This window comes from Mycobacterium sp. DL99 (assembly GCF_004762045.1).
GTDB lineage: Bacteria > Actinomycetota > Actinomycetes > Mycobacteriales > Mycobacteriaceae > Mycobacterium.
Genome location: NZ_SJOM01000007.1, coordinates 3,202,231 through 3,222,105 on the forward strand (window position 1 = coordinate 3,202,231; position 19,875 = coordinate 3,222,105).

General features: G+C 65.4%; 9 protein-coding genes, 1 tRNA gene and 1 pseudogene (1 of these 11 only partly in view). 9 read left to right on the forward strand and 2 right to left on the reverse strand.

Features of this window, described 5'->3' with window-relative positions; all coding sequences use genetic code 11:
* A protein-coding gene (locus tag EYZ64_RS15745; protein ID WP_135454570.1) for a non-ribosomal peptide synthase/polyketide synthase crosses the window boundary here: on the forward strand, positions 1–4,345 show its 3' end. 20,075 nt of this gene lie to the left of the window's left edge; 4,345 of the gene's 24,420 nt are visible here — the last part of the coding sequence; its start codon lies beyond the left edge, outside the window; it ends in the stop codon at positions 4,343–4,345.
* Positions 4,342–12,528 (forward strand): annotated as a pseudogene (locus EYZ64_RS15750) (amino acid adenylation domain-containing protein); the annotation flags it as partial. The gene EYZ64_RS15745 and the pseudogene EYZ64_RS15750, both read left to right, overlap by 4 nt.
* A 38-nt stretch (positions 12,529–12,566) precedes the next feature.
* Here the strand turns inward: EYZ64_RS15750 and EYZ64_RS15755 are convergent.
* Positions 12,567–13,241, reverse strand: coding sequence for a methyltransferase family protein (locus EYZ64_RS15755; RefSeq protein WP_210115515.1), 675 nt, complete (start codon positions 13,239–13,241; stop codon positions 12,567–12,569).
* 164 nt (positions 13,242–13,405) lie between these two features.
* Here EYZ64_RS15755 and EYZ64_RS15760 point away from each other — a divergent pair, with 164 nt between their 5' ends.
* Complete coding sequence (locus tag EYZ64_RS15760) at positions 13,406–13,750, forward strand: hypothetical protein (RefSeq protein ID WP_135454574.1); 345 nt, start codon at positions 13,406–13,408, stop codon at positions 13,748–13,750.
* Between the two features lie 6 nt (positions 13,751–13,756).
* Here EYZ64_RS15760 and EYZ64_RS15765 read toward each other — a convergent pair.
* Positions 13,757–13,833: transfer RNA gene (locus EYZ64_RS15765), tRNA-Leu, on the reverse strand.
* An 83-nt stretch (positions 13,834–13,916) separates the two neighbouring features.
* On the opposite strand from EYZ64_RS15765, the gene EYZ64_RS15770 reads away from it, so the two are divergent.
* The 6 genes from EYZ64_RS15770 to EYZ64_RS15795 all read left to right on the forward strand — a co-directional run bounded on the left by EYZ64_RS15770 (position 13,917) and on the right by EYZ64_RS15795 (position 19,854).
* Complete coding sequence (locus EYZ64_RS15770) at positions 13,917–14,543, forward strand: ANTAR domain-containing response regulator (RefSeq protein WP_135454576.1); 627 nt, start codon at positions 13,917–13,919, stop codon at positions 14,541–14,543.
* A gap of 197 nt (positions 14,544–14,740) precedes the next feature.
* Entirely contained in the window at positions 14,741–15,952 is a 1,212-nt protein-coding gene (locus EYZ64_RS15775) for a branched-chain amino acid ABC transporter substrate-binding protein (protein ID WP_167857849.1), read from the forward strand.
* A gap of 84 nt (positions 15,953–16,036) precedes the next feature.
* Positions 16,037–17,074: a branched-chain amino acid ABC transporter permease gene (locus EYZ64_RS15780; RefSeq protein ID WP_135454579.1), complete on the forward strand. Its 1,038-nt coding sequence runs from the start codon at positions 16,037–16,039 to the stop codon at positions 17,072–17,074.
* Positions 17,071–18,273: a branched-chain amino acid ABC transporter permease gene (locus tag EYZ64_RS15785; protein WP_135454581.1), complete on the forward strand. Its 1,203-nt coding sequence runs from the start codon at positions 17,071–17,073 to the stop codon at positions 18,271–18,273. Before EYZ64_RS15780 ends, EYZ64_RS15785 begins: the two co-directional genes overlap by 4 nt.
* Positions 18,274–18,281: 8 nt before the next feature.
* Complete coding sequence (locus tag EYZ64_RS15790; RefSeq protein ID WP_135460042.1) at positions 18,282–19,124, forward strand: ABC transporter ATP-binding protein; 843 nt, start codon at positions 18,282–18,284, stop codon at positions 19,122–19,124.
* The gene (locus tag EYZ64_RS15795; RefSeq protein WP_135454583.1) at positions 19,108–19,854 is read left to right on the forward strand and encodes an ABC transporter ATP-binding protein; all 747 of its coding nucleotides are present in this window, start codon (positions 19,108–19,110) and stop codon (positions 19,852–19,854) included. The genes EYZ64_RS15790 and EYZ64_RS15795 overlap by 17 nt, the downstream gene beginning before the upstream one ends.
* The last annotated feature ends 21 nt before the right edge of the window (positions 19,855–19,875 follow it).

A 19,875-nucleotide genomic window follows, 5' to 3' on the forward strand; every position in this document is an offset into this window, starting at 1 on the left:
CGCGCTCGATGAGGCTGCAAACCGGTTGGCGCACTTGCTCATCAGCCAAGGTGCCGGGCCCGGTCAGTGCGTGGCGCTGCTGCTGGAGCGCTCTGCGGACGCGATCGTCGCGATGCTGGCGGTGCTGAAGACGGGGGCCGCCTATCTGGCGATCGACCCCGCGCTGCCCTCGGCTCGAATCGACTTCATGCTGGACGATGCCGCACCGATCGCCGCGATCACCACCACCACCCTGGCTGGCCGACTGGACGGCCAGAGCCTGCGGGTGATCGACGTCGGTGACCCGGCGCTGGCGAACGAGCCCAGCACCGCGCCCGCGGAACCGGCGCCCGAGGATATCGCCTACCTGATTTACACCTCGGGAACGACCGGCCTTCCCAAGGGCGTGGCCGTCACTCACCACAACCTGACTCACCTGGCCCGGTCCACGCCTGAGCAGCTGCCCGAGAACCAGGTTTGGACGCAGTGCCATTCGTATGCGTTCGACTTCTCGGTATGGGAGATCTGGGCCGCACTGCTGGGCGGGGCACGCCTGGTCGTGGTGCCCGAGTCGGTCGTGACTTCACCCGCCGAGTTCCATGCTCTCCTGGTCAGCGAGCAGGTGAACGTGCTCACCCAGACCCCGTCGGCGGCTGGTGCGCTGTCCCCGGAGGGGCTGGAGTCGGTCGCGCTGCTGCTCGGTGGCGAGGCGTGTCCGGGTGAGGTGGTCGATCGTTGGGCGCCCGGGCGGGTGGTGATCAACGCCTATGGCCCCACCGAGATCACGGTGTACGCGTCGATGAGTGCACCCTTGAAACCGGGGTCGGGCGCCGCACCCATCGGGGCGCCCGTCCCGACGTCGGCGCTGTTCGTACTCGACCAGTGGTTGCGTCCCGTGCCTCCCGGCGTGGTCGGCGAGCTGTACGTGGCCGGCGACGGTGTGGCGTGTGGCTACCTGGGCCGCTCGGGATTGACGGCGGCGCGGTTCGTGGCGTGTCCGTTCGGTGAGCCGGGGCAGCCCGCAACGCGGATGTATCGCACCGGAGACCTCGTGAGCTGGCGTGCTGACGGGCAGCTGCAGTACCTGGGCCGTGCCGATGACCAGGTCAAGATTCGCGGCTATCGCATCGAGCTCGGCGAAGTGCAGGCCGTTTTGGGCGGACTGGACGGGGTCGGGCAGGCGGTCGTGATCGCCCGCGAAGACCACCCGGGGATCAAGCGTCTGGTCGGCTATGTCACCCAGGACGCGGCCGGTTCGGTGGATCCGGCGGGGATCCGAAATACGTTGGCCGACCGGCTCCCTCCCTACATGGTCCCGGCGGCAATCGTGGTCCTGGACGCGTTGCCGTTGACGGTCAACGGCAAACTCGACACCCGCGCCTTGCCGGCACCGGAGTACCAGGACGCCGATCGGTACCGCGCACCGGAGACGCACGTCGAGGAGATCCTGGCGGGCATCTATGCCGAGGTACTCGGGCTCGAGCGGGTCGGGGTCGATGAGTCGTTCTTCGACCTGGGCGGAGACAGCATCCTGTCCATGCAGGTAGTGGCTCGGGCCAGGGCGTGCGGCGTGATGTGCAGGCCCCGTGACGTTTTCGTCGAGCAGACCGTAGCCCGGCTGGCTCAGGTGGCAGGCCTGGCCGATGATGACGCCGGTCCGGTGGACGAGGGTGTCGGTCCGGTGGGGGCGACCCCGATCATGCGATGGCTGGAAGAGGTGGACCGTTCCGGCGGCCCGGTCGACGAGTTCAACCAGACGGTGGTGGTGCAAGCCCCACCGGGGGTCACCGAGTCCGACGTCGAGACGGTTTTGGCTGCGCTACTGGACCGGCATTCCATGCTGCGTCTGCGTGCTGAAGACGGTGGGGCAGGGACCTGGTCGCTCGTGGTACCCGAGAAGGGTTCGGTGCGAGCACACCTGGAGTCGGTGGACGCGCTGTCCGATGAAGCACTGGTGGCGGCCCGGTCCCGGCTGAACCCGGCTGCCGGGGAGATGGTCAGTGCGCTGTGGGTGGCGTCCACCGGCCAGCTGGTGTTGACCATTCATCACCTCGCGGTCGATGCGGTGTCGTGGCGGATTCTGCTCGAGGACCTCAACATCGCCTGGGCTCAGCATTCCCAGGGTCAGCCGGTCGCGCTCTCTGCGACCGGGACGTCATTCGCGCAGTGGACGGCACTGCTCGGCGAGCATGCGCGCTCCGCGGCGGTGCAGGGTCAGGCCGCCGTCTGGCAACAGGTGTTGGCGACGCCATCCGCGCTACCCACGGTGCAGCCCGAAGTCGACACGTACGCCACCGCCGGCCACCTCACCGCGTCGTTGGATGTCGAGACGACCCGGGTCCTGCTCGGTGAGGCTCCGGCTGCGTTCCACGCTGGGGTGCAAGATATTCTGCTGATCGCCTACGCGCTGGCGGTGACAGAATTCCTGGGCGTCACCCTGCCGGTGGCCATCGATGTCGAGGGTCACGGCCGTACCGAAGAATTGGGTGGAACCGTCGACCGGAACATCGACCTCTCGCGCACCGTGGGCTGGTTCACCGCCAAGTACCCCGTGGCGCTCAATGTCCGGGGGCCCCTGGCCGGGCTGCGTTGGTCTGAGGTGAAGGCGGGCGATCCTGCACTCGGCCGCGTGATCAAGGACGCCAAGGAACAACTGCGTGCCCTACCCGACGGCATGACCTACGGGCTCCTTCGCTACCTCAACCCTGGCATCGACCTGGCCGGAGCCGACCCGACCATCGGTTTCAACTATCTCGGCAGGCTGGGCGGCACGGGCGCCGCGCAGCCGGACGAGCTTGCCGGCCTCTGGCAGGTCAGCAGCGATGGGGCGACGTTCGCCGCTGCGGCCACGGCGATACCGATGCCTCTCGGTCACACCGTGGAACTCAACGCGAGCACCGCCGAAACCGAGACCGGCCCAAGTCTTCACGCCACGTGGACGTGGGCTCCATCGGCCCTGGACGAGACCCAGGTCAGCCGACTCGGCCAGCTCTGGTTCGAAGCACTGAGCGGCGTCTGTGCGCACGTCCGCAACGGCGGCGGAGGTCTGACACCGTCCGACATCGTCCCCGCCCGCCTCACCCAGCCAGAGATCGACGAGCTGAGCGAGCATCACCGCGTTGCCGACGTACTGCCCCTGACGCCTCTGCAGCAGGGACTCCTGTTCCAGGCCAACGCAACTCACACCAACGATGACGACGTTTACGCCATGCAACTCGACGTCACCATCACCGGCCCGCTGGATCCACACCGGCTGCGCGAGGCGGTGCGCAACGTGGTGCAGCGCCACCCCAACCTGGCTGCGCGGTTCGACAAACGATTCGGCGACCCCGTCCAGATCATCCCGGCCGATCCCAGCGTGCCATGGCAGTACGTCGAAATGGCCACGGATGTCCTCACCGAGGAGCAGATACAGGAGTTGTGCGCCGCCGAACGCGCATCTGTCTGCGACCTGGTCCATCAATCGGCATTCCGCACGGCGCTGATCCAGACCGCGCACAACGTGCACCGGTTCGTCATGACCTATCACCACATCGTGCTCGATGGCTGGTCACTGCCGATCCTGTTGCAGGAGATCTTCGCCGGCTACTACGGGCAACGCCTGCCTGCCGCCGCGTCGTACCGCAGGTTCGTGACATGGATGGCCGATCGCGACGTCGACGCCGCCCACGCGGCATGGCGTGAGGTCCTGGCGGGATTCGCCGCCCCGACCCTGGTCGCCCCCAACCGGGTAACACCAGGGCGACGGGCCACCGAGTCCTTCCGAGTGCCCGCCGAAACCACCCAGGCGGTCAACGAACTCGCGCGCTCACAACACACGACCGCCAACACCGTGCTCCAAGCTGCGTGGGCACAGGTGCTCATGTGGCTCACCGGCCAACACGACGTCGCGTTCGGCGTCGCGGTCTCGGGCCGGACGGCAGAAGTGGCAGGCGCGGATTCGATGGTGGGCCTGCTGATCAACACCGTGCCGGTCCGGGCCACCATCACGCCGGACACCACCATCGCGGGCCTGCTCGACGAACTGCAGCGCAGTCACGGCGACACGCTCGAGCATCAGCATCTGGCGCTCAGTGAAATCCACCGTGCCGTGGGCCATGATCAATTGTTCGACACGCTGTTCGTCTATCAGAACTATCCGGTGGAGAACGTGGCGTCAGCCATGGCCGACGGGTTGGCAATCACCGAGGTCAACGGCCGCGAATACAACCACTACCCACTGACTCTGCAGGCCATGCCCGGCACCGAGCTGGTACTGCGTGTCGAATTCGATACCGACGTGTTCACCGCCCAGCGTGTGAGCAAGGTCGTCCGACGGTTCCAGCGGGTGCTGGAGGCCATGACCGGGGAGGTACAACAATCGTGACAGCCGACTCCAACCGGCGGTTGTTGTCGATGGATCTCGACGACGACGATGAGCTTGAGGAGCTCGATGGGTGGGGTAACCGGGCAGCCCTGAAGGGGGCGGTCCCGGCGACGGTGTCGATTCCGGTCTTGTTCGCCGAGCGGGTGGTTCGTCATCCGGACGCGGTGGCGGTCAGCTTCGGCGATAGTTCGATGTCGTACCGCGGGTTGGATGCGGCTGCGAATCGGTTGGCGCACTTGCTGGTTGAGCGGGGTGTGGGTCCGGGGCTGCGGGTGGCGCTGTTGTTCCCGCGGTCGGTTGAGGCGGTCGTGGCGATCATGGGGGTGCTGAAGACCGGTGCGGCGTATGTGCCGATCGATCCTTCGGTGCCTGATGCTCGGCTGGATTTCGTGCTCTCTGACTCCGCGCCGATGGCTGTGGTGACCACTGCTGATCTGGTGGATCGGTTGGGCGGACGTGGGTTGACGGTGATCGATGTCAACGACTCCGCTACGGCCGGTCGGCCGAGTACTCCACCGCCGGTCGAACCAACCGGCGAGGATGTCGCGTATCTGATCTACACGTCGGGCACTACGGGTGTGCCCAAAGGTGTGGCGGTTGCGCATCGGAATGTGGCGCGGTTGCTACGGGCGGTGGACGCCGATGTCGAGTTGTCTGCGGGTCAGGCGTGGACGCAGTGTCATTCGTTGGCTTTTGACTTTTCGGTGTGGGAGATTTTCGGCGCGCTGTTGCATGGTGGCCGGTTGGTGGTGGTGCCCGAAGAGGTGACGCGTTCGGCCGAAGAGTTCCACGCGTTGTTGGTCGATGAACATGTGAATGTGTTGAGTCAGACGCCGTCGGCGTTCTATGCGCTGGCCGCCGCAGATGTCGCCCGGCCTGACAGTCAGCTCTCACTCGAGCTCGTGGTGTTCGGCGGTGAAGCGCTGGAACCGCAGCGGCTTGCATCTTGGTTGGACCGGCATGCGGTGTCGCCGCGGTTGATCAATATGTACGGGATCACCGAGACGACGGTGCATGCCTCGTTCCGGGAGATCACCGCGGCCGATGTGGGGAACGCGGTCAGTCCGATCGGTGTACCTCTGGACGATCTCGCGTTCTTCGTGCTGGATCGCTGGTTGCGCCCGGTGCCCGCGGGCGTGGTGGGCGAGTTGTACGTGGCCGGTGCGGGTTTGAGCTATGGCTATGTCGGTCGTTCTGGACTGAGCGCGTCGCGGTTCGTCGCGTGTCCGTTCGGTGAGGCCGACACACCGGGGTTGCGGATGTATCGCACCGGGGATCTGGTGTCTTGGAACCCGGAAGGGGAGCTGCAGTACCTCGGGCGGGCCGATGAGCAGGTCAAGATTCGTGGCTATCGCATCGAGTTGGGTGAGATCGAGTCGGCGTTGAGGGCTTTGGATGGGGTCGAGCAGGCGGTGGTGATCGTCCGTGAGGACCGTCCCGGCGACAAGCGTCTGGTCGGCTACATCACCGGGACCGCCGATCCGTCGGCAGCCCGTGCCGCGCTGGGGGAGAAGCTGCCGGCCTATATGGTGCCCACCGCGGTTGTGGTGATTGATGCGTTGCCGTTGACGGTCAACGGCAAGCTCGACAAGAAGGCTTTGCCTGCACCGGAATACCAGCACATCGATGACTATCGGGCCCCGTCGACTCCGACCGAGGAGATCCTGGCCGGGATCTACGCCCAGATCCTCGGACTGGACCGTGTCGGCGTGGACGACTCCTTCTTCGATCTCGGCGGGGATTCTCTACAGGCCATGCGCCTGGTCGCCGCGCTCAACAGAACCTTGGACGCCGGCCTCGAAGAACGCGTCGTATTCGATGCCCCAACGGTAGCCCAGTTGGTCCATCGCATCGGTGGTGATGAGGCTCGGCAGCAGCCGTTGCTGGCCGTCGAGCGGCCAGAGGTGATGCCCCTGTCGTTCGCGCAGAGTCGGTTGTGGTTCATCGACCAATTGCAGGGCCCCTCACCGGTTTACAACCTGGTGGCAGGGTTGCAGCTTGACGGTCGGGTCGATGCCGATGCGCTGGGCGCGGCCTTCGCGGACCTGCTCGGTCGCCACGAGAGCCTGCGCACGTTGTTCCCGACGGTCGACGGGACGCCTCAGCAGTTGGTTGTTCCCGCCGAGCAGACCAGGTTCTCCTGGGACGTCGTCGACGCCGCCGGATGGTCCGCCAGCCGGTTGCAGGACGCCGTCGAGGAAGCGGCGCGGCACAGTTTCGACCTGGCTGCCGAGATCCCCTTCCGGGCAACGATTTTCCGCGTTGCCGAGGACAAGCATGTGCTGGTTACGGTAGTGCACCACATCGCCGCCGACGGCTGGTCGATCACGCCGCTGGTGGCCGATCTGGGGACGGCATATGTCAGTCGGCGCGCAGGGAACGCGCCCGGCTGGGAACCGCTGGCGGTCCAATATGCCGATTACACCCTGTGGCAGCGCGGGCAGCTCGGCGATCTGGAGGACAGTGCCAGCCGTATCTCTCAGCAACTGAGTTTCTGGGCGGAATCACTTGCCGGGATGCCTGAACGGGTGGCGTTGCCGACCGACCGCCCGTATCCCCTGGTGGCTGACCACCATGGCGACAGGGTTGATGTGGCGTGGCCAGCCGAACTGCAGCAGCAGGTTGCTCGCCTGGCTCGCGATCACAACGCCACCAAGTTCATGGTGATCCAGGCGGCGCTGCTGACCCTGCTCTCGAAGCTGAGCTCAAGTTCCGATGTGGCCGTTGGATTCCCGATCGCCGGACGTCGTGATCCAGCCCTCGATGAGCTGGTCGGGTTTTTCGTCAACACGTTGGTGCTACGCGCGGATCTGGCTGGAGATCCCAGCATTACCGAGGTGCTGGCTCAAGTGCGAGCCCGCAGCCTCGGCGCCTTCGAGCACCAGGATGTGCCTTTCGAGGTACTCGTCGAACGACTCAATCCAACCCGTTCGTTGACCCATCACCCTCTGGTGCAGGTGATGTTGGCCTGGCAGAACGTTCCGGGACAGGCCGATGCTGCCGGTGGCGGTTTGGTGCTGGGAGATCTGGAAGCCACCCAGCTTCCGCTGGACACCCACACCGCGCGCATGGATCTGTCCTTCTCGTTGGCCGAGTGCTGGACTGAAACCGGCGAGGCCGCAGGGATTTCCGGGACTGTGGAGTTCCGCACTGACGTGTTCGACGCAGCAAGCGTCGAAGCGTTGATCGATCGGTTGCAGCGGGTGCTCGCGGCGATGGCCCTCGACCCGACCCGGCGACTGTCCGCGATCGATGTGCTCGATGCCGATGAGCAGGCACGTCTGAATACGGTTGGCAATCTGGCGACACTGACGCGCCCGGCACCCGACCCGGTGTCGATTCCCGCGTTGTTCGAGGCACAGGTGGCCCGGGATTCTGATGCGACGGCGGTCATTTCCGACGGCAGACACATCACATATGGAGAGCTCGATCGAGCCGCGAATCGCTTGGCGCACAGGCTTATCGAGCAGGGTGTGGGCCCGGGGCGGCGGGTGGTCCTGCTGTGTTCGCGGTCAGTTGAGGCAATCGTGGCGATTTTCGCGGTGCTCAAGACCGGCGCGGCGTATGTGCCGATCGACCCAGCGGTACCCGACTCCCGACTGGAGTTCGTGGTGACCGACTCCGCCGCGGTGGCCGCGGTAACCACCGCTGATCTGGTCGACCGCCTGAGCGGGCATCAGTTGCGTGTGATTACCATCGACGACGCCGCGGTCGCCGAACGGCCGTACAGCGCACCGCAGGTGGGACCCCGCCCGGACGATATCGCTTATCTGATCTACACCTCCGGTACCACGGGCACGCCGAAAGGCGTCGCGATCCCGCACCACAATGTGACCCGGTTGCTACAGGCGCTGGACGCCGATCTCGAGTTGTCTGCGGGTCAAGTGTGGACGCAGTGTCATTCGTTGGCTTTCGACTTTTCGGTTTGGGAGATTTTCGGCGCGCTGCTGCACGGCGGCCGGCTGGTGGTGGTGTCCGATTCGGTGGCCCGATCGCCTGAAGAGTTCCATGCCTTGCTGGTCGCCGAGCGCGTCAGTGTGTTGAGTCAGACGCCGTCTGCGTTCTATGCGCTGCAAACGGTGGACGAGCTTTCCCCGGGAGCAGGATCTGAGCTCCAACTCGAGTTGGTCGTGTTCGGCGGCGAGGCGCTGGACCCGACACGGCTGGGGGAATGGTTGCAGGACCATCCGGTGCTTCCACGGTTGATCAATATGTACGGGATCACCGAGACGACGGTGCACGCGTCGTTCCGGGAGATCACCGCCGCCGATACCGAGGTCGCGGTCAGCCCGATCGGTGTTCCGCTGAAGCACCTGGCCTTTGTCGTCCTGGATCGCTGGTTGCGGCCGGTGCCGGTCGGCGTGGTGGGTGAGTTGTATGTGGCCGGTGCGGGTTTGGGTGCCGGCTACGTGGGCCGGGCCGGGTTGAGTGCGACGCGGTTCGTGGCGTGTCCGTTCGGAGTGCCGGGACAGCGGATGTATCGCACCGGGGATCTGGTCTGTTGGCGCCCGGACGGGGAGCTGCAGTACCTCGGGCGTGCGGACGAGCAGGTCAAGATCCGCGGGTACCGCATCGAACTCGGTGAGATCCAGTCAGCGTTGAGGGCTTTGGATGGGGTCGAGCAGGCGGTGGTGATCGCCCGTGAAGACCGTCCGGGAGACAAGCGTCTGGTCGGTTACGTCACGGGAACCGCCGATCCCGATGAGCTGCGTGCCGAACTCGCGACAAAGCTCCCGTCCTACATGGTCCCGACCGCGGTGGTAGAGATCGAGGCTCTGCCATTGACGGTCAACGGCAAACTCGATGTTCGCGCGCTGCCGGCACCGGAATACCAGGACATCGATCGTTACCGTGCTCCGGCCACTCGCGTCGAGGAACTTCTGGCCGGCATCTTCGCCGAGGTCCTCGGTCTGGAGCAGGTCGGAGTCGACGACTCGTTCTTCGACCTTGGTGGAGACAGCATTTCGGCCATTCAGGTGATCTGGCGCGCGCACGGCGCCGGCCTGACCGGTCGACCACGCGACATCTTCGTCCAGCAGACCGTGGCTCGGCTCGCGCGGGTGGTCAGGATGGCCGACAGCACCGGCGGTGTGATCGACGAAGGGCTCGGCCCGGTGGTGGCGACCCCGATCATGCGGTGGTTGAAGAGCCTGGAACGCGCCGACGGCCCGATCGACGAGTTCAATCAGACCGTGGTGCTGCAGGCGCCCGCTGGTGCCTCCGAGGACGACGTCGTAATTCTGTTGCAGGCCTTGCTCGATCGGCACGGCATGCTCCGGTTGCGCGCCGAGGATGACGGCGCCGGCGGATGGTCGTTGACGGTGCCAGAAGCGGACACGGTGGACGCGCGAGGTTACCTGCACACGGTCGACCTGTTGACGGAAGACGCGCTGGCAGCGGCGCGGTCGCGGTTGAATCCTGCCGCCGGGGCGATGTTGAGCGCGTTGTGGAGTTCGGCCACGGGACAGCTGGCGTTGGTCGTACATCATATGGCGGTCGACGGCGTGTCATGGCGAATTGTGTTGGAGGACCTCAATATCGCCTGGACTCAGCATCGCGGCGAGCAGCCCGTGCTGCTGCCGCCGGCGGGGACGTCGTTCAAGGGATGGGCCGAACTGCTGGCCGAGTATGCGCGCGACCCCGAGGTGGTCGGCCAGGCGGAGGCGTGGCGGCAGGTGACGGGCATCCCGCCCGCGTTGCCTGCCCCGCGGCCCGCTGAGGATACGTTCGCGACCGCCGGATACCTGTCGGAATTCCTGGACGCCGAGACCACCCACATGCTGCTCGGCGACGTGCCGGCGGCATTTCACGCAGGAGTGCAGGAGATCCTGCTGATCGCGTTTGCCTTGGCGTGGGCGCAGTACCTGGGCACCGGCGGCGCGCCGATCGCGATCGATGTGGAAGGTCACGGGCGTCAAGAGGAGTTGGCTGGTCTGAGCGGCCCTGACGACCGAGATATCGACCTGTCGCGCACGGTCGGCTGGTTCACCACCAAGTACCCGGTGTCGTTGCACTTCGGGGGCCGCGGTGGCGGGCTGCGCTGGACGCAGGTGGTAGCCGGCGACGCGGCGCTCGGTGCGGTCATCAAGGATGCCAAAGAGCAGCTTCGGGCGCTGCCCGACGGCCTGACCTACGGCCTACTGCGCTACCTCAACCCCGACGTCGATCTGGCCGGATCCGATCCGGTGATCGGGTTCAACTACCTGGGCCGGCTGGGCTCCCCGGCGGCGTATGCGTCGGGTGACGTGTGGCGCTTCAGCCAGGAAGGCTTGTCGTTGACCGGCGCCGCCGGGGCGATGCCCATCGCGCTGGCGCACTCGGTGGAACTCAACGCGGTCACCATCGACACCGACAGTGGCCCCCATCTGAACGCCACCTGGACGTGGGCGCCCACCGCGCTGGATCGCGAAGCTGTCACCCGGATCAGCCGGTTGTGGTTCGACGCCCTGGCGGGTATCTGTGCCCATGTCAGGCGGGGTGGAGGCGGGTTGACCCCGTCGGACATCGCACCTGCACGGCTGGGGCAGCAGCAGATCGATGCGCTGCACAGCGAATTCCCCATTGCCGACGTGCTTCTGCTGACGCCCTTGCAGCAGGGACTCCTGTACCACGCCGGCATTGCGAACTCGTCCGGTGATGACGTCTACGCGGTGCAACTCGACCTGGCATTGAGTGGTCCGCTCGATGTGCACCGGCTCCATGACGCCGTGCAGACAGTGGTCAGCCGACATCCGCATCTGGCGGCCCGCTTCTGTCCACAATTCGAGCAACCCGTGCAGGTAATTCCCACCGATCCGGTGACGCCCTGGCGGTATATCGAGTTGGATGCCAACAGCATTGGCGTCGACGAGCAGATCGAGGAGATCTGCTCGGCCGAACGTGCCGCGGTGTGCGACCTCGAGAACCAGCCCGCCTTCCGAACCGCGCTCATCCGCATCGCGAACGACCGGCACCGGTTTGTACTGACCAATCACCACATCGTGCTCGACGGCTGGTCGATGCCGATCCTGATGCAGGAGGTCTTCGCCTGCTACCAGGGACTGCGGCTGCCCGCGGCCTCGCCGTATCGCAGTTTCATGACATGGCTGGCCGAGCGCGATCACCATGCCGCCCATGCGGCGTGGCGTGAGGTGTTGGCCGGTTTCGACACTCCGATTCTCGTGGGACCGCCGCAACAGCTGCGGTTCGGGCAGCGAAGCGTCGGCTCGTATCGGCTGCCTGCGAAGACGACGAGGGCCCTCACCAAGCTGGCGCGCTCGCATCACACCACCGTCAACGTCGTATTGCAGGGGGCCTGGGCACTTTTGCTCAGCTCGCTGACCGGAGAACATGACGTCGCCTTCGGAACTGTCGTCTCCGGTAGGTCGCCGGAGGTGGACGGCGCGGATTCGATGGTGGGCCTGCTGATCAACACGGTGCCGGTGCGGGCCACCTTCACCCCGGACACGACCACGGCGGACCTGCTGGACCAGCTGCAAAGTGCCCACAACGACACGCTCGAACACCAGCACGTGGCGCTCAGCGACATCCATCGCATGACCGGCCAGGACAAGTTGTTCGACACTGTCTTCGTCTACGAGAACTACCCGACTGACGTCGGAACGCAACCGGGCGGGGACGGATTGGCCATCACTGGTTTCAGCAGCCGCGACTACTACCACTATCCGATCGCGGTGCAAGCCGGGCCGGGCCGCGAGGTGGAGCTTCGCGTCCAATATGACACCGATGTGTTCGACGCGGAGACCATCGAAGCGCTCATGGAGCGGTTCAAGAAGGCATTGGTGGAGATGACCGCTCATCCGGGCCGCCGGTTGTCGTCCCTGGATCTGCTCAAGAGGACCGAGAAGTCGCTCCTGGATAGGTGGGGCCGCACGGCGGCGTTGGCTCCGTTGGCGACGACAGGGGCACCTGAGCCCGCAACATCTGGGACCGACGGCGTCTATCGCCCCCCGGCCACCTTGATTGAGCAGATCCTGGCCAGCATCTATGCCGAGGTGCTCGGTGTGGACCGGGTCGGGGTGGAGGAGTCGTTCTTCGATTTGGGCGGTGATTCGATTTCTGCGATGCGTGCTATCGCCGCGATCAACGGAGCTCTCGACGTCGAACTCACGATGCTCACACTGTTCGATGCCCCGTCGGTGCGGCGCCTGGCCCAGGAGTTGGCAAACGCGCCAGCGCAGTGAACGGTCGCCGCGCCGACCGCGGGGGACCGGCGCGGCGATCACCACATATAGGGCACCAGGCGGTAGCGGGCTTTCTGCGCGTACTCGCGGTATCCGTCCAACTCTTCGACCAGTAGCTTCTCTTCATCCCGGATGCGGACGATGAGCATGACGACGCCCGGTATGACGGGCAGGAGACCCCAGTAGGAGCCGAGTGCCAGGGGGAAGCCGATGATCGTCAGCACGTTGCCGGTGTACATGGGGTGCCGCACGAGCCCGTACAGGCCCGTGGAGACGAGCTCCTGATCCAACTCCACCTGGACGGTGGAGGCCGCGAAGCTGTTCTGGATGACCACCAGGCTCGTGACGCCCAGCCCGACGGCTACCAGGACATCACCGGCCACGCAGATCGCTGCCGGCACCGACGACCAGCTGAAGCGATGGTCGAGGGCGCTGACCACCACCATTGCCGCCAGTGAGGCGTACCAGCCGGCGATGAGGACTTTCTGCAGGGTCCGAGTCTCCGCACCCGGCCCGGCGTGCTTGCGCCGTTGGTGCGCATCAGGGTTTGCGCGTTGCAGGTAGATGGTGGGGATCCACGTCGAAAGCGCGAACACCACGAGAAAGGCCCAGGCTTGCCAGAAGTCGAAAGTTCCGGCGAGGGCGAACAGCACCAAGCCGAACACGGCGAGCTCGACGAGCCCGAATCCCACAACTCTCGCAACGGCTTTCACAATCCTCCTGTCGTCCGTCGCAGCATCGACTGCCCAGCGGGCACAATGCAGCGCAGGGCTCAACCTACCGTCGGTCAGTCGGAAGACGGGTGCGTTTGGCCTCATGGCGCGATCCGGGCGGTGCAGCCACGTTTCGAAGACTTGCTGCCGTAGCGTCCGCTCGTATGTATGAAGTTCCCGACGGCAGACGGAAGACGGCCACCACGGTTGCCGTGGCCTCGGCAATCGTCCTGGCGGTTTCTTTCGTGGCACTCTTTCTCGTCTTGAGCAGCGATGCGCTGACATCAAATCTGATGAGCGGCGCCTACCCGTCGACCACTGCGACGGTGCAGGCGCGCGGGGGAGCGGTACTGAGTGTTGCCTTGGCGATACTCGGCTATGGCGGGTTGATCCCGGCCGCGGTGATAAGCAAGACCACGACGGTGAAAGTTCTGAGCGGGGTGTTCGGCGTTGCGCTGATCGGGTACTTACCCGCCGCGCTCTTCGCCTGCCTTACTGCCTTCCAATGACTGCTCTGGTGCCCTCGGTGAGATTCGAACTCACACTGTACGGGTTTTGAATCCGTTTCCTCTGCCAGTTGGGATACGAGGGCGTGCCGATCAGTGCTGCGGCCTACCACCATAGAGGATGGCCCCGCGGTCGCCGAACGGCGGCCTCCACGACACAATGTTTCCCATGACCGGGTCACCGAATGACGCTGATAGCCCCCGCCGAGTGCTGATCGCCGAGGATGAGGCGCTCATCCGCCTCGACCTCGCCGAGATGCTCCGTGAAGAGGGCTACGAGGTCGTCGGCGAGGCCGGCGACGGGCAGGAGGCCGTCGAACTCGCCGAGGCACTCCGCCCGGACCTGGTGATCATGGACGTCAAGATGCCGCGTCGTGACGGGATCGACGCGGCCTCCGAGATCGCCAGTAAGCGCATCGCCCCGATCGTCATCCTGACCGCGTTCAGCCAGCGGGAGCTCGTCGAGCGCGCCCGTGATGCCGGGGCGATGGCGTACCTCGTCAAGCCCTTCAGCATCACCGACCTGGTCCCGGCCATCGAGGTCGCGGTCAGCCGGTTCAGCGAGATCGCCGCGCTGGAAAACGAAGTGGCGACGCTGGGGGATCGTCTGGAGACCCGCAAGCTGGTCGAGCGGGCCAAGGGTTTGCTGCAGACCAAACACCAGATGAGCGAGCCCGAGGCCTTCAAGTGGATTCAGCGGGCCGCGATGGACCGTCGTACCACCATGAAACGCGTGGCCGAGGTGGTGCTGGAGACCCTCGAGGATTCCGAGGACTCGCCCGTTCAGGAGAGCTGATCGGCGGGCCCGGTTGTTAATTGTGGGTTTCCGCCGGGCCGAAATTCCGCGTTCACCCAGGATCCACGGAAGAACCATTCACTCAACATCCCGCACTCGGGCCGGTGGTTGGCTATGTTCTACCCGAAGCTCCGGCGCCCAGCCCTCACAAGGTCAGGGCGCCGGTGCCGCTGACAACTCTGACCCGGAGGTGAAGCGTGCGCGGTCGCGTGGCACGGAAAGCATTTGCTCTCGGAAGTGCGAGTGTGGTTGCCCTGGCGATTGCCGGCTGTAACCAATCCTCGCCGGAAGGCGAGGCATCGCAGACCAATTTGAACATCGTCGAGAAGGTTCAGATCGACGAGAACGGTGCCGAGATCAAGGCCGCCGAGGGTGTCAGCCCCGCCGACCCTGCCGGCGACGGCAAGGCCAACTGCCCGCCGGTGATGATCGGCATGATGGGCGCGCTCAACGGCCCGGATGCCGCGCTGGGCATCAACATCAAGAACGGCGTGCAGTTGGCGATCGACAAGCACAACGCCGCCAACGCCGGCTGCCAGGTGCAGCTCAAGAGCTTTGACACCGAGGGTGATCCGCAGAAGGCGAGCGGCGTCGCGCCGCAGATCGTCGACGAGGCGTTCATCATCGGCTTGATCGGCCCTGCGTTCTCGGGCGAGACCAAGGCCACCGGCGACGTGTTCAACCAGGCGGGCCTGGTCGCCGCGACGGCATCGGCCACCAACGTGACGTTGAGTGAGAACGGGTGGCGGACCTTCTTCCGCGGCCTGGCCAATGACGGCGTGCAGGGTCCCTCGGTGGCCAACTACCTCAAGAACACGCTCGGCAACAAGAAGGTGTGCGTTGTCGACGACAGCACCGACTATGGGCTCGGACTGGCCGAAGCGGTGCGTGAAACCCTTGGCCCGGTTGCCGACTCGTCGTGCAACATCTCGGTGAAGAAGGGCGACAAGGAGTTCTCGGCTGCGGTCACCCAGATCAAGGGTGCCGCGCCGGATTCCGTGTTCTACAGCGGTTACTACTCTGAGGCCGCACCGTTCGTGCAGCAGCTCAAGGACGGCGGTGTGACGGCGACGTTCGTCAGCGCCGACGGCACCAAGGACCCACAGTTCGTCAAGCAGGCCGGCGAATCGTCAAAGGGTTCGTTGCTGTCCTGCCCGTGCGGCCCGGCGACCGGTGCGTTCGCCGACGAATACACCCAGAAGTTCGGCCAGGCACCGGGCACGTACAGCACCGAGGGCTATGACCTGGGCACCATCCTGCTCAAGGGCATCGACTCCGGTGCCATCACCCGGCCGGCCCTGTTGGACTTCGTCCGCAAGTACGAGGGCCAGGGTGTGGCACGCAAGTACCAGTGGACCGACAAGGGCGAGCTGACCACCACCTTGATCTGGATGTACGAAGTCAAGTAGTCCCTCTGACGGAACGCGTCCGAGACCGTAGCCCGGACTCGGACGCGTTTCGTTTCACATCACGAAGTCAGGAGCCGCCGCCGGATGATCCACCAGTGCGTCGAGCAGTCCGCCTGCCTGGCATCCAACATCAGCTTCAACCTGGATGGCCTGCGAGACGGCTTCTGGCAGTTGACGATCGACGGCCTCTCATGGGGTGCGATCTACGCACTGGTGGCAGTCGGCTACACGCTGGTGTTCGGCGTGCTGCGCCTGATCAACTTCGCGCACTCCGAGATCTTCATGCTCGGCATGTTCGGCGCGTATTTCTGTCTGGATGTGATCCTCGGGTTCACCCCGAGCGGTAATGCCTACAACAAAGGCGTGGCGCTGACGGTGTTGTATCTGGCCATCGCCATGCTGTTCGCGATGCTGGTCTCGGGATCGGCTGCGGTCGGGCTGGAACTCATCGCCTACCGGCCGCTCCGAAAACGCAATGCCCGCGCCCTGACCTTCCTGATCACGGCCATCGGAATGTCGTTCGTGCTGCAGGAGTTCGTGCACTTCGTGTTGCCGAAGCTGATGAAGGGCTACGGCGGGAGTAACGCGCAACAGCCCATCGTCCTGGTCCAGCCGAAGGCTCAATTCACGATTTTCGGCGCCACGGTGTCGAACGTGACGCTGGTGATCGTGGGCGCGGCGCTGGTGCTCGCGGTGCTGACCGACATCGCGATCAATCGCACGAAGTTCGGCCGCGGTATCCGGGCCGTCGCGCAGGACCCGACCACGGCGACACTGATGGGGGTCTCCCGGGAACGCATCATCATGCGGACCTTCCTCATCGGCGGTCTGCTGGCGGGTGCCGCGGCGCTGCTCTATACGTTGAAGGTGCCGCAGGGCATCATCTACTCGGGCGGATTTCTGCTCGGTATCAAGGCATTCTCGGCGGCGGTGCTGGGCGGCATCGGTAATCTCCGCGGCGCCCTGCTGGGCGGTCTGCTCCTGGGCATCATGGAGAACTACGGGCAGGCGGTCTTCGGAACGCAGTGGCGCGACGTCGTGGCATTCGTTCTGCTGGTGCTGGTCCTGCTATTCCGGCCGACCGGCATACTCGGTGAAAGCCTCGGGAGGGCGCGGGTATGAGCGAGCATCACGGTTCAGAGTCCGCCGGGTCGGTGACCAGGACGCTGCTGGCTCCCGGCGACGCCATTCGCGACTGGTGGTCCACGCTGCCCCGGATGGCCAAATGGCTTGTCGGGGTGCTGGGTTTCGGATTGCTGGCGCTGCTGCCGTTGTTCACCCCGAGCTTCCTCAACACCACGGGCATCAGTTTCGGCGGCACCATGGCCCAGTTCGCGATGGTCGCCATCATCGCGATCGGGCTCAACGTCGTCGTCGGGCAGGCGGGCCTGCTCGACCTCGGTTATGTCGGCTTCTACGCGGTCGGCGCCTACACCGTCGCGCTGCTGACCAGCCCCGACAGCCCGTGGAACAAGGTGGGTCCCAACGGGTTTCTCAGCAAGGACTGGGCGTGGCTGTCCTGTGTGCCGCTGGCCATGGCGGTCACCGCGCTGGCCGGGCTCATCCTGGGAACGCCCACCCTGCGGTTGCGCGGAGACTATCTGGCCATCGTCACCCTCGGATTCGGTGAGATCATTCGCCTACTCGCCGACAACCTGTCCGACGTCACCAACGGTTCGCGAGGGCTCAATCAGGTCGCGTACCCACGGCTGGGGGAAAGCGAGAAGCTGCCCAACGGCGTGTTCTCCAGCGGTAACTCGGCCGGTGAGGCGAACTACGGCACCTGGTGGTTCTGGCTGGGGCTGATCCTGATGATCGGCATCCTGCTGTTGGTCGGCAACCTGGAGCGCAGCCGCGTGGGGCGCGCCTGGGTGGCGGTCCGCGAGGACGAGGATGCCGCAGAGGTGATGGGCGTCAACACCTTCCGGTTCAAGCTGTGGGCTTTCGTGATCGGCGCCGCGATCGGTGGCCTCTCGGGTGCGCTCTATGCCGGCCAGGTCCAGTACGTCGCGCCGCCGACGTTCAACATCATCAACTCGATGTTGTTCCTGTGCGCGGTGGTACTGGGCGGTCAGGGCAACAAACTCGGCGTCATCTTCGGCGCGTTCATCATCGTGTATCTGCCCAACCGGCTTTTGGGGGTCGAGTTCCTCGGGATCAACCTCGGCGATCTGAAGTACCTGTTCTTCGGCCTCGCGCTGGTGGTGCTGATGATCTTCCGGCCGCAGGGGCTGTTCCCCGTGCGCCAGCAGCTGTTGACCTATGGCAGATCGGCTCGACAGTTGTTGCGCGGCAATACGGACAAGGAGCCGGCGCTGTGACCGAGCCCATGCCCGGCCTGACCGGGAGCGTCGAAGAACTGGCCGGGGTACACCGGGAAATCCAGGCAGCCGAGGGTGAGATCCTGTTGGAGACACAGGATCTCACGGTCAAGTTCGGTGGCCTTGTCGCCCTGGACTCGGTCAGCTTCAACATCCGCCGCGGTGAGATCCTCGGTCTGATCGGCCCCAACGGTGCGGGCAAGACCACCTGCTTCAACGCGATCACCGGCGTCTACCGGCCCAGCTCGGGATCGGTCATCTTCGACGGCGCCCCGCTGGGCCGGATCAAGCGCCACCAGATCACGCGTCGTGGAATCGCCCGTACGTTCCAGAACATCCGGCTCTTCGGCGAGATGACCGCGCTGGAGAACGTGATGGTGGGAACCGATGCGCGGCACAAGACCTCGGTGCCCGGAGCTCTGGTGCGTTCCCCACGCCATCGCCGCGAGGAGCGGTCGGCGATCGAGCGGGCGGCTGCATTACTTCACTTTGTCGGGATCGCCCATCGTGGCGAGGAGAAGGCCAAGAATCTGCCCTACGGTGACCAACGCCGCCTTGAGATCGCCCGCGCACTGGCCACCGAGCCCAAGCTGTTGTGCCTGGACGAGCCGGCCGCCGGGTTCAACCCGGCAGAGAAGGCGTCACTGATCGAGCTGATCCGCAAGATCCGCGACGACGGCTACACCGTGCTGTTGATCGAGCACGACATGCGTCTGGTGATGGGCGTGACCGACCGCATCGTGGTGCTCGAATTCGGCCGCAAGATCGCCGACGGATTGCCACACGAAATCCGCGAGGACCCGAAGGTCATCGCCGCGTATCTGGGGGTACCCGATGACGAGCTCGGCTGAGACCAGCCCGCCGGTGCTGCTCGAGGTGCGCGATGCGGTGGTGCACTACGGCCGGATCAAGGCGTTGCACGGGGTTTCGCTGGTGGTGCACGAGGGGGAGTTGGTGACCCTGCTGGGCTCCAACGGAGCCGGCAAGACGACCGTGATGCGGGCGATCTCGGGCCTCCGGCCGCTGACCTCGGGCTCGGTCTGGTTCGAGGGTCGCGACATCTCCCGGGTGAAAGCACATCAGCGCGTGATCGACGGGCTGATCCAGGCTCCCGAGGGTCGCGGGGTGTTCCCCGGCATGACCGTGCTGGAGAACCTCGAGATGGGTTGCTATGGACGCAAATTCGCGTCCCGCGCGGAGCATGACGAACGGTTGGACTGGGTGTTCGAAACGTTCCCCAGGCTGGCCGAGCGGCGCTCGCAGGTGGGCGGCACCCTCTCCGGTGGGGAACAGCAGATGCTGGCCATCGGTCGGGCGCTGATGGCCCGGCCCAGGGTGCTGTTGCTCGACGAGCCGTCGATGGGGCTGGCGCCGATGGTGATCTCGCAGATCTTCAAGATCATTTCCGAGATCAACGCCAAGGGCACCACGGTGTTGCTGGTCGAGCAGAACGCCCAGCAGGCGCTGAGCCGGTCCGACCGCGCCTACATCCTGGAGACCGGCAACGTCACCCGTACCGGTGATGCGCGGGAATTGTTGGCAGACGACAGCATTCGCGCCGCGTACCTAGGCGTCGCGTAACCCCGGCACCACGTGGCCCCG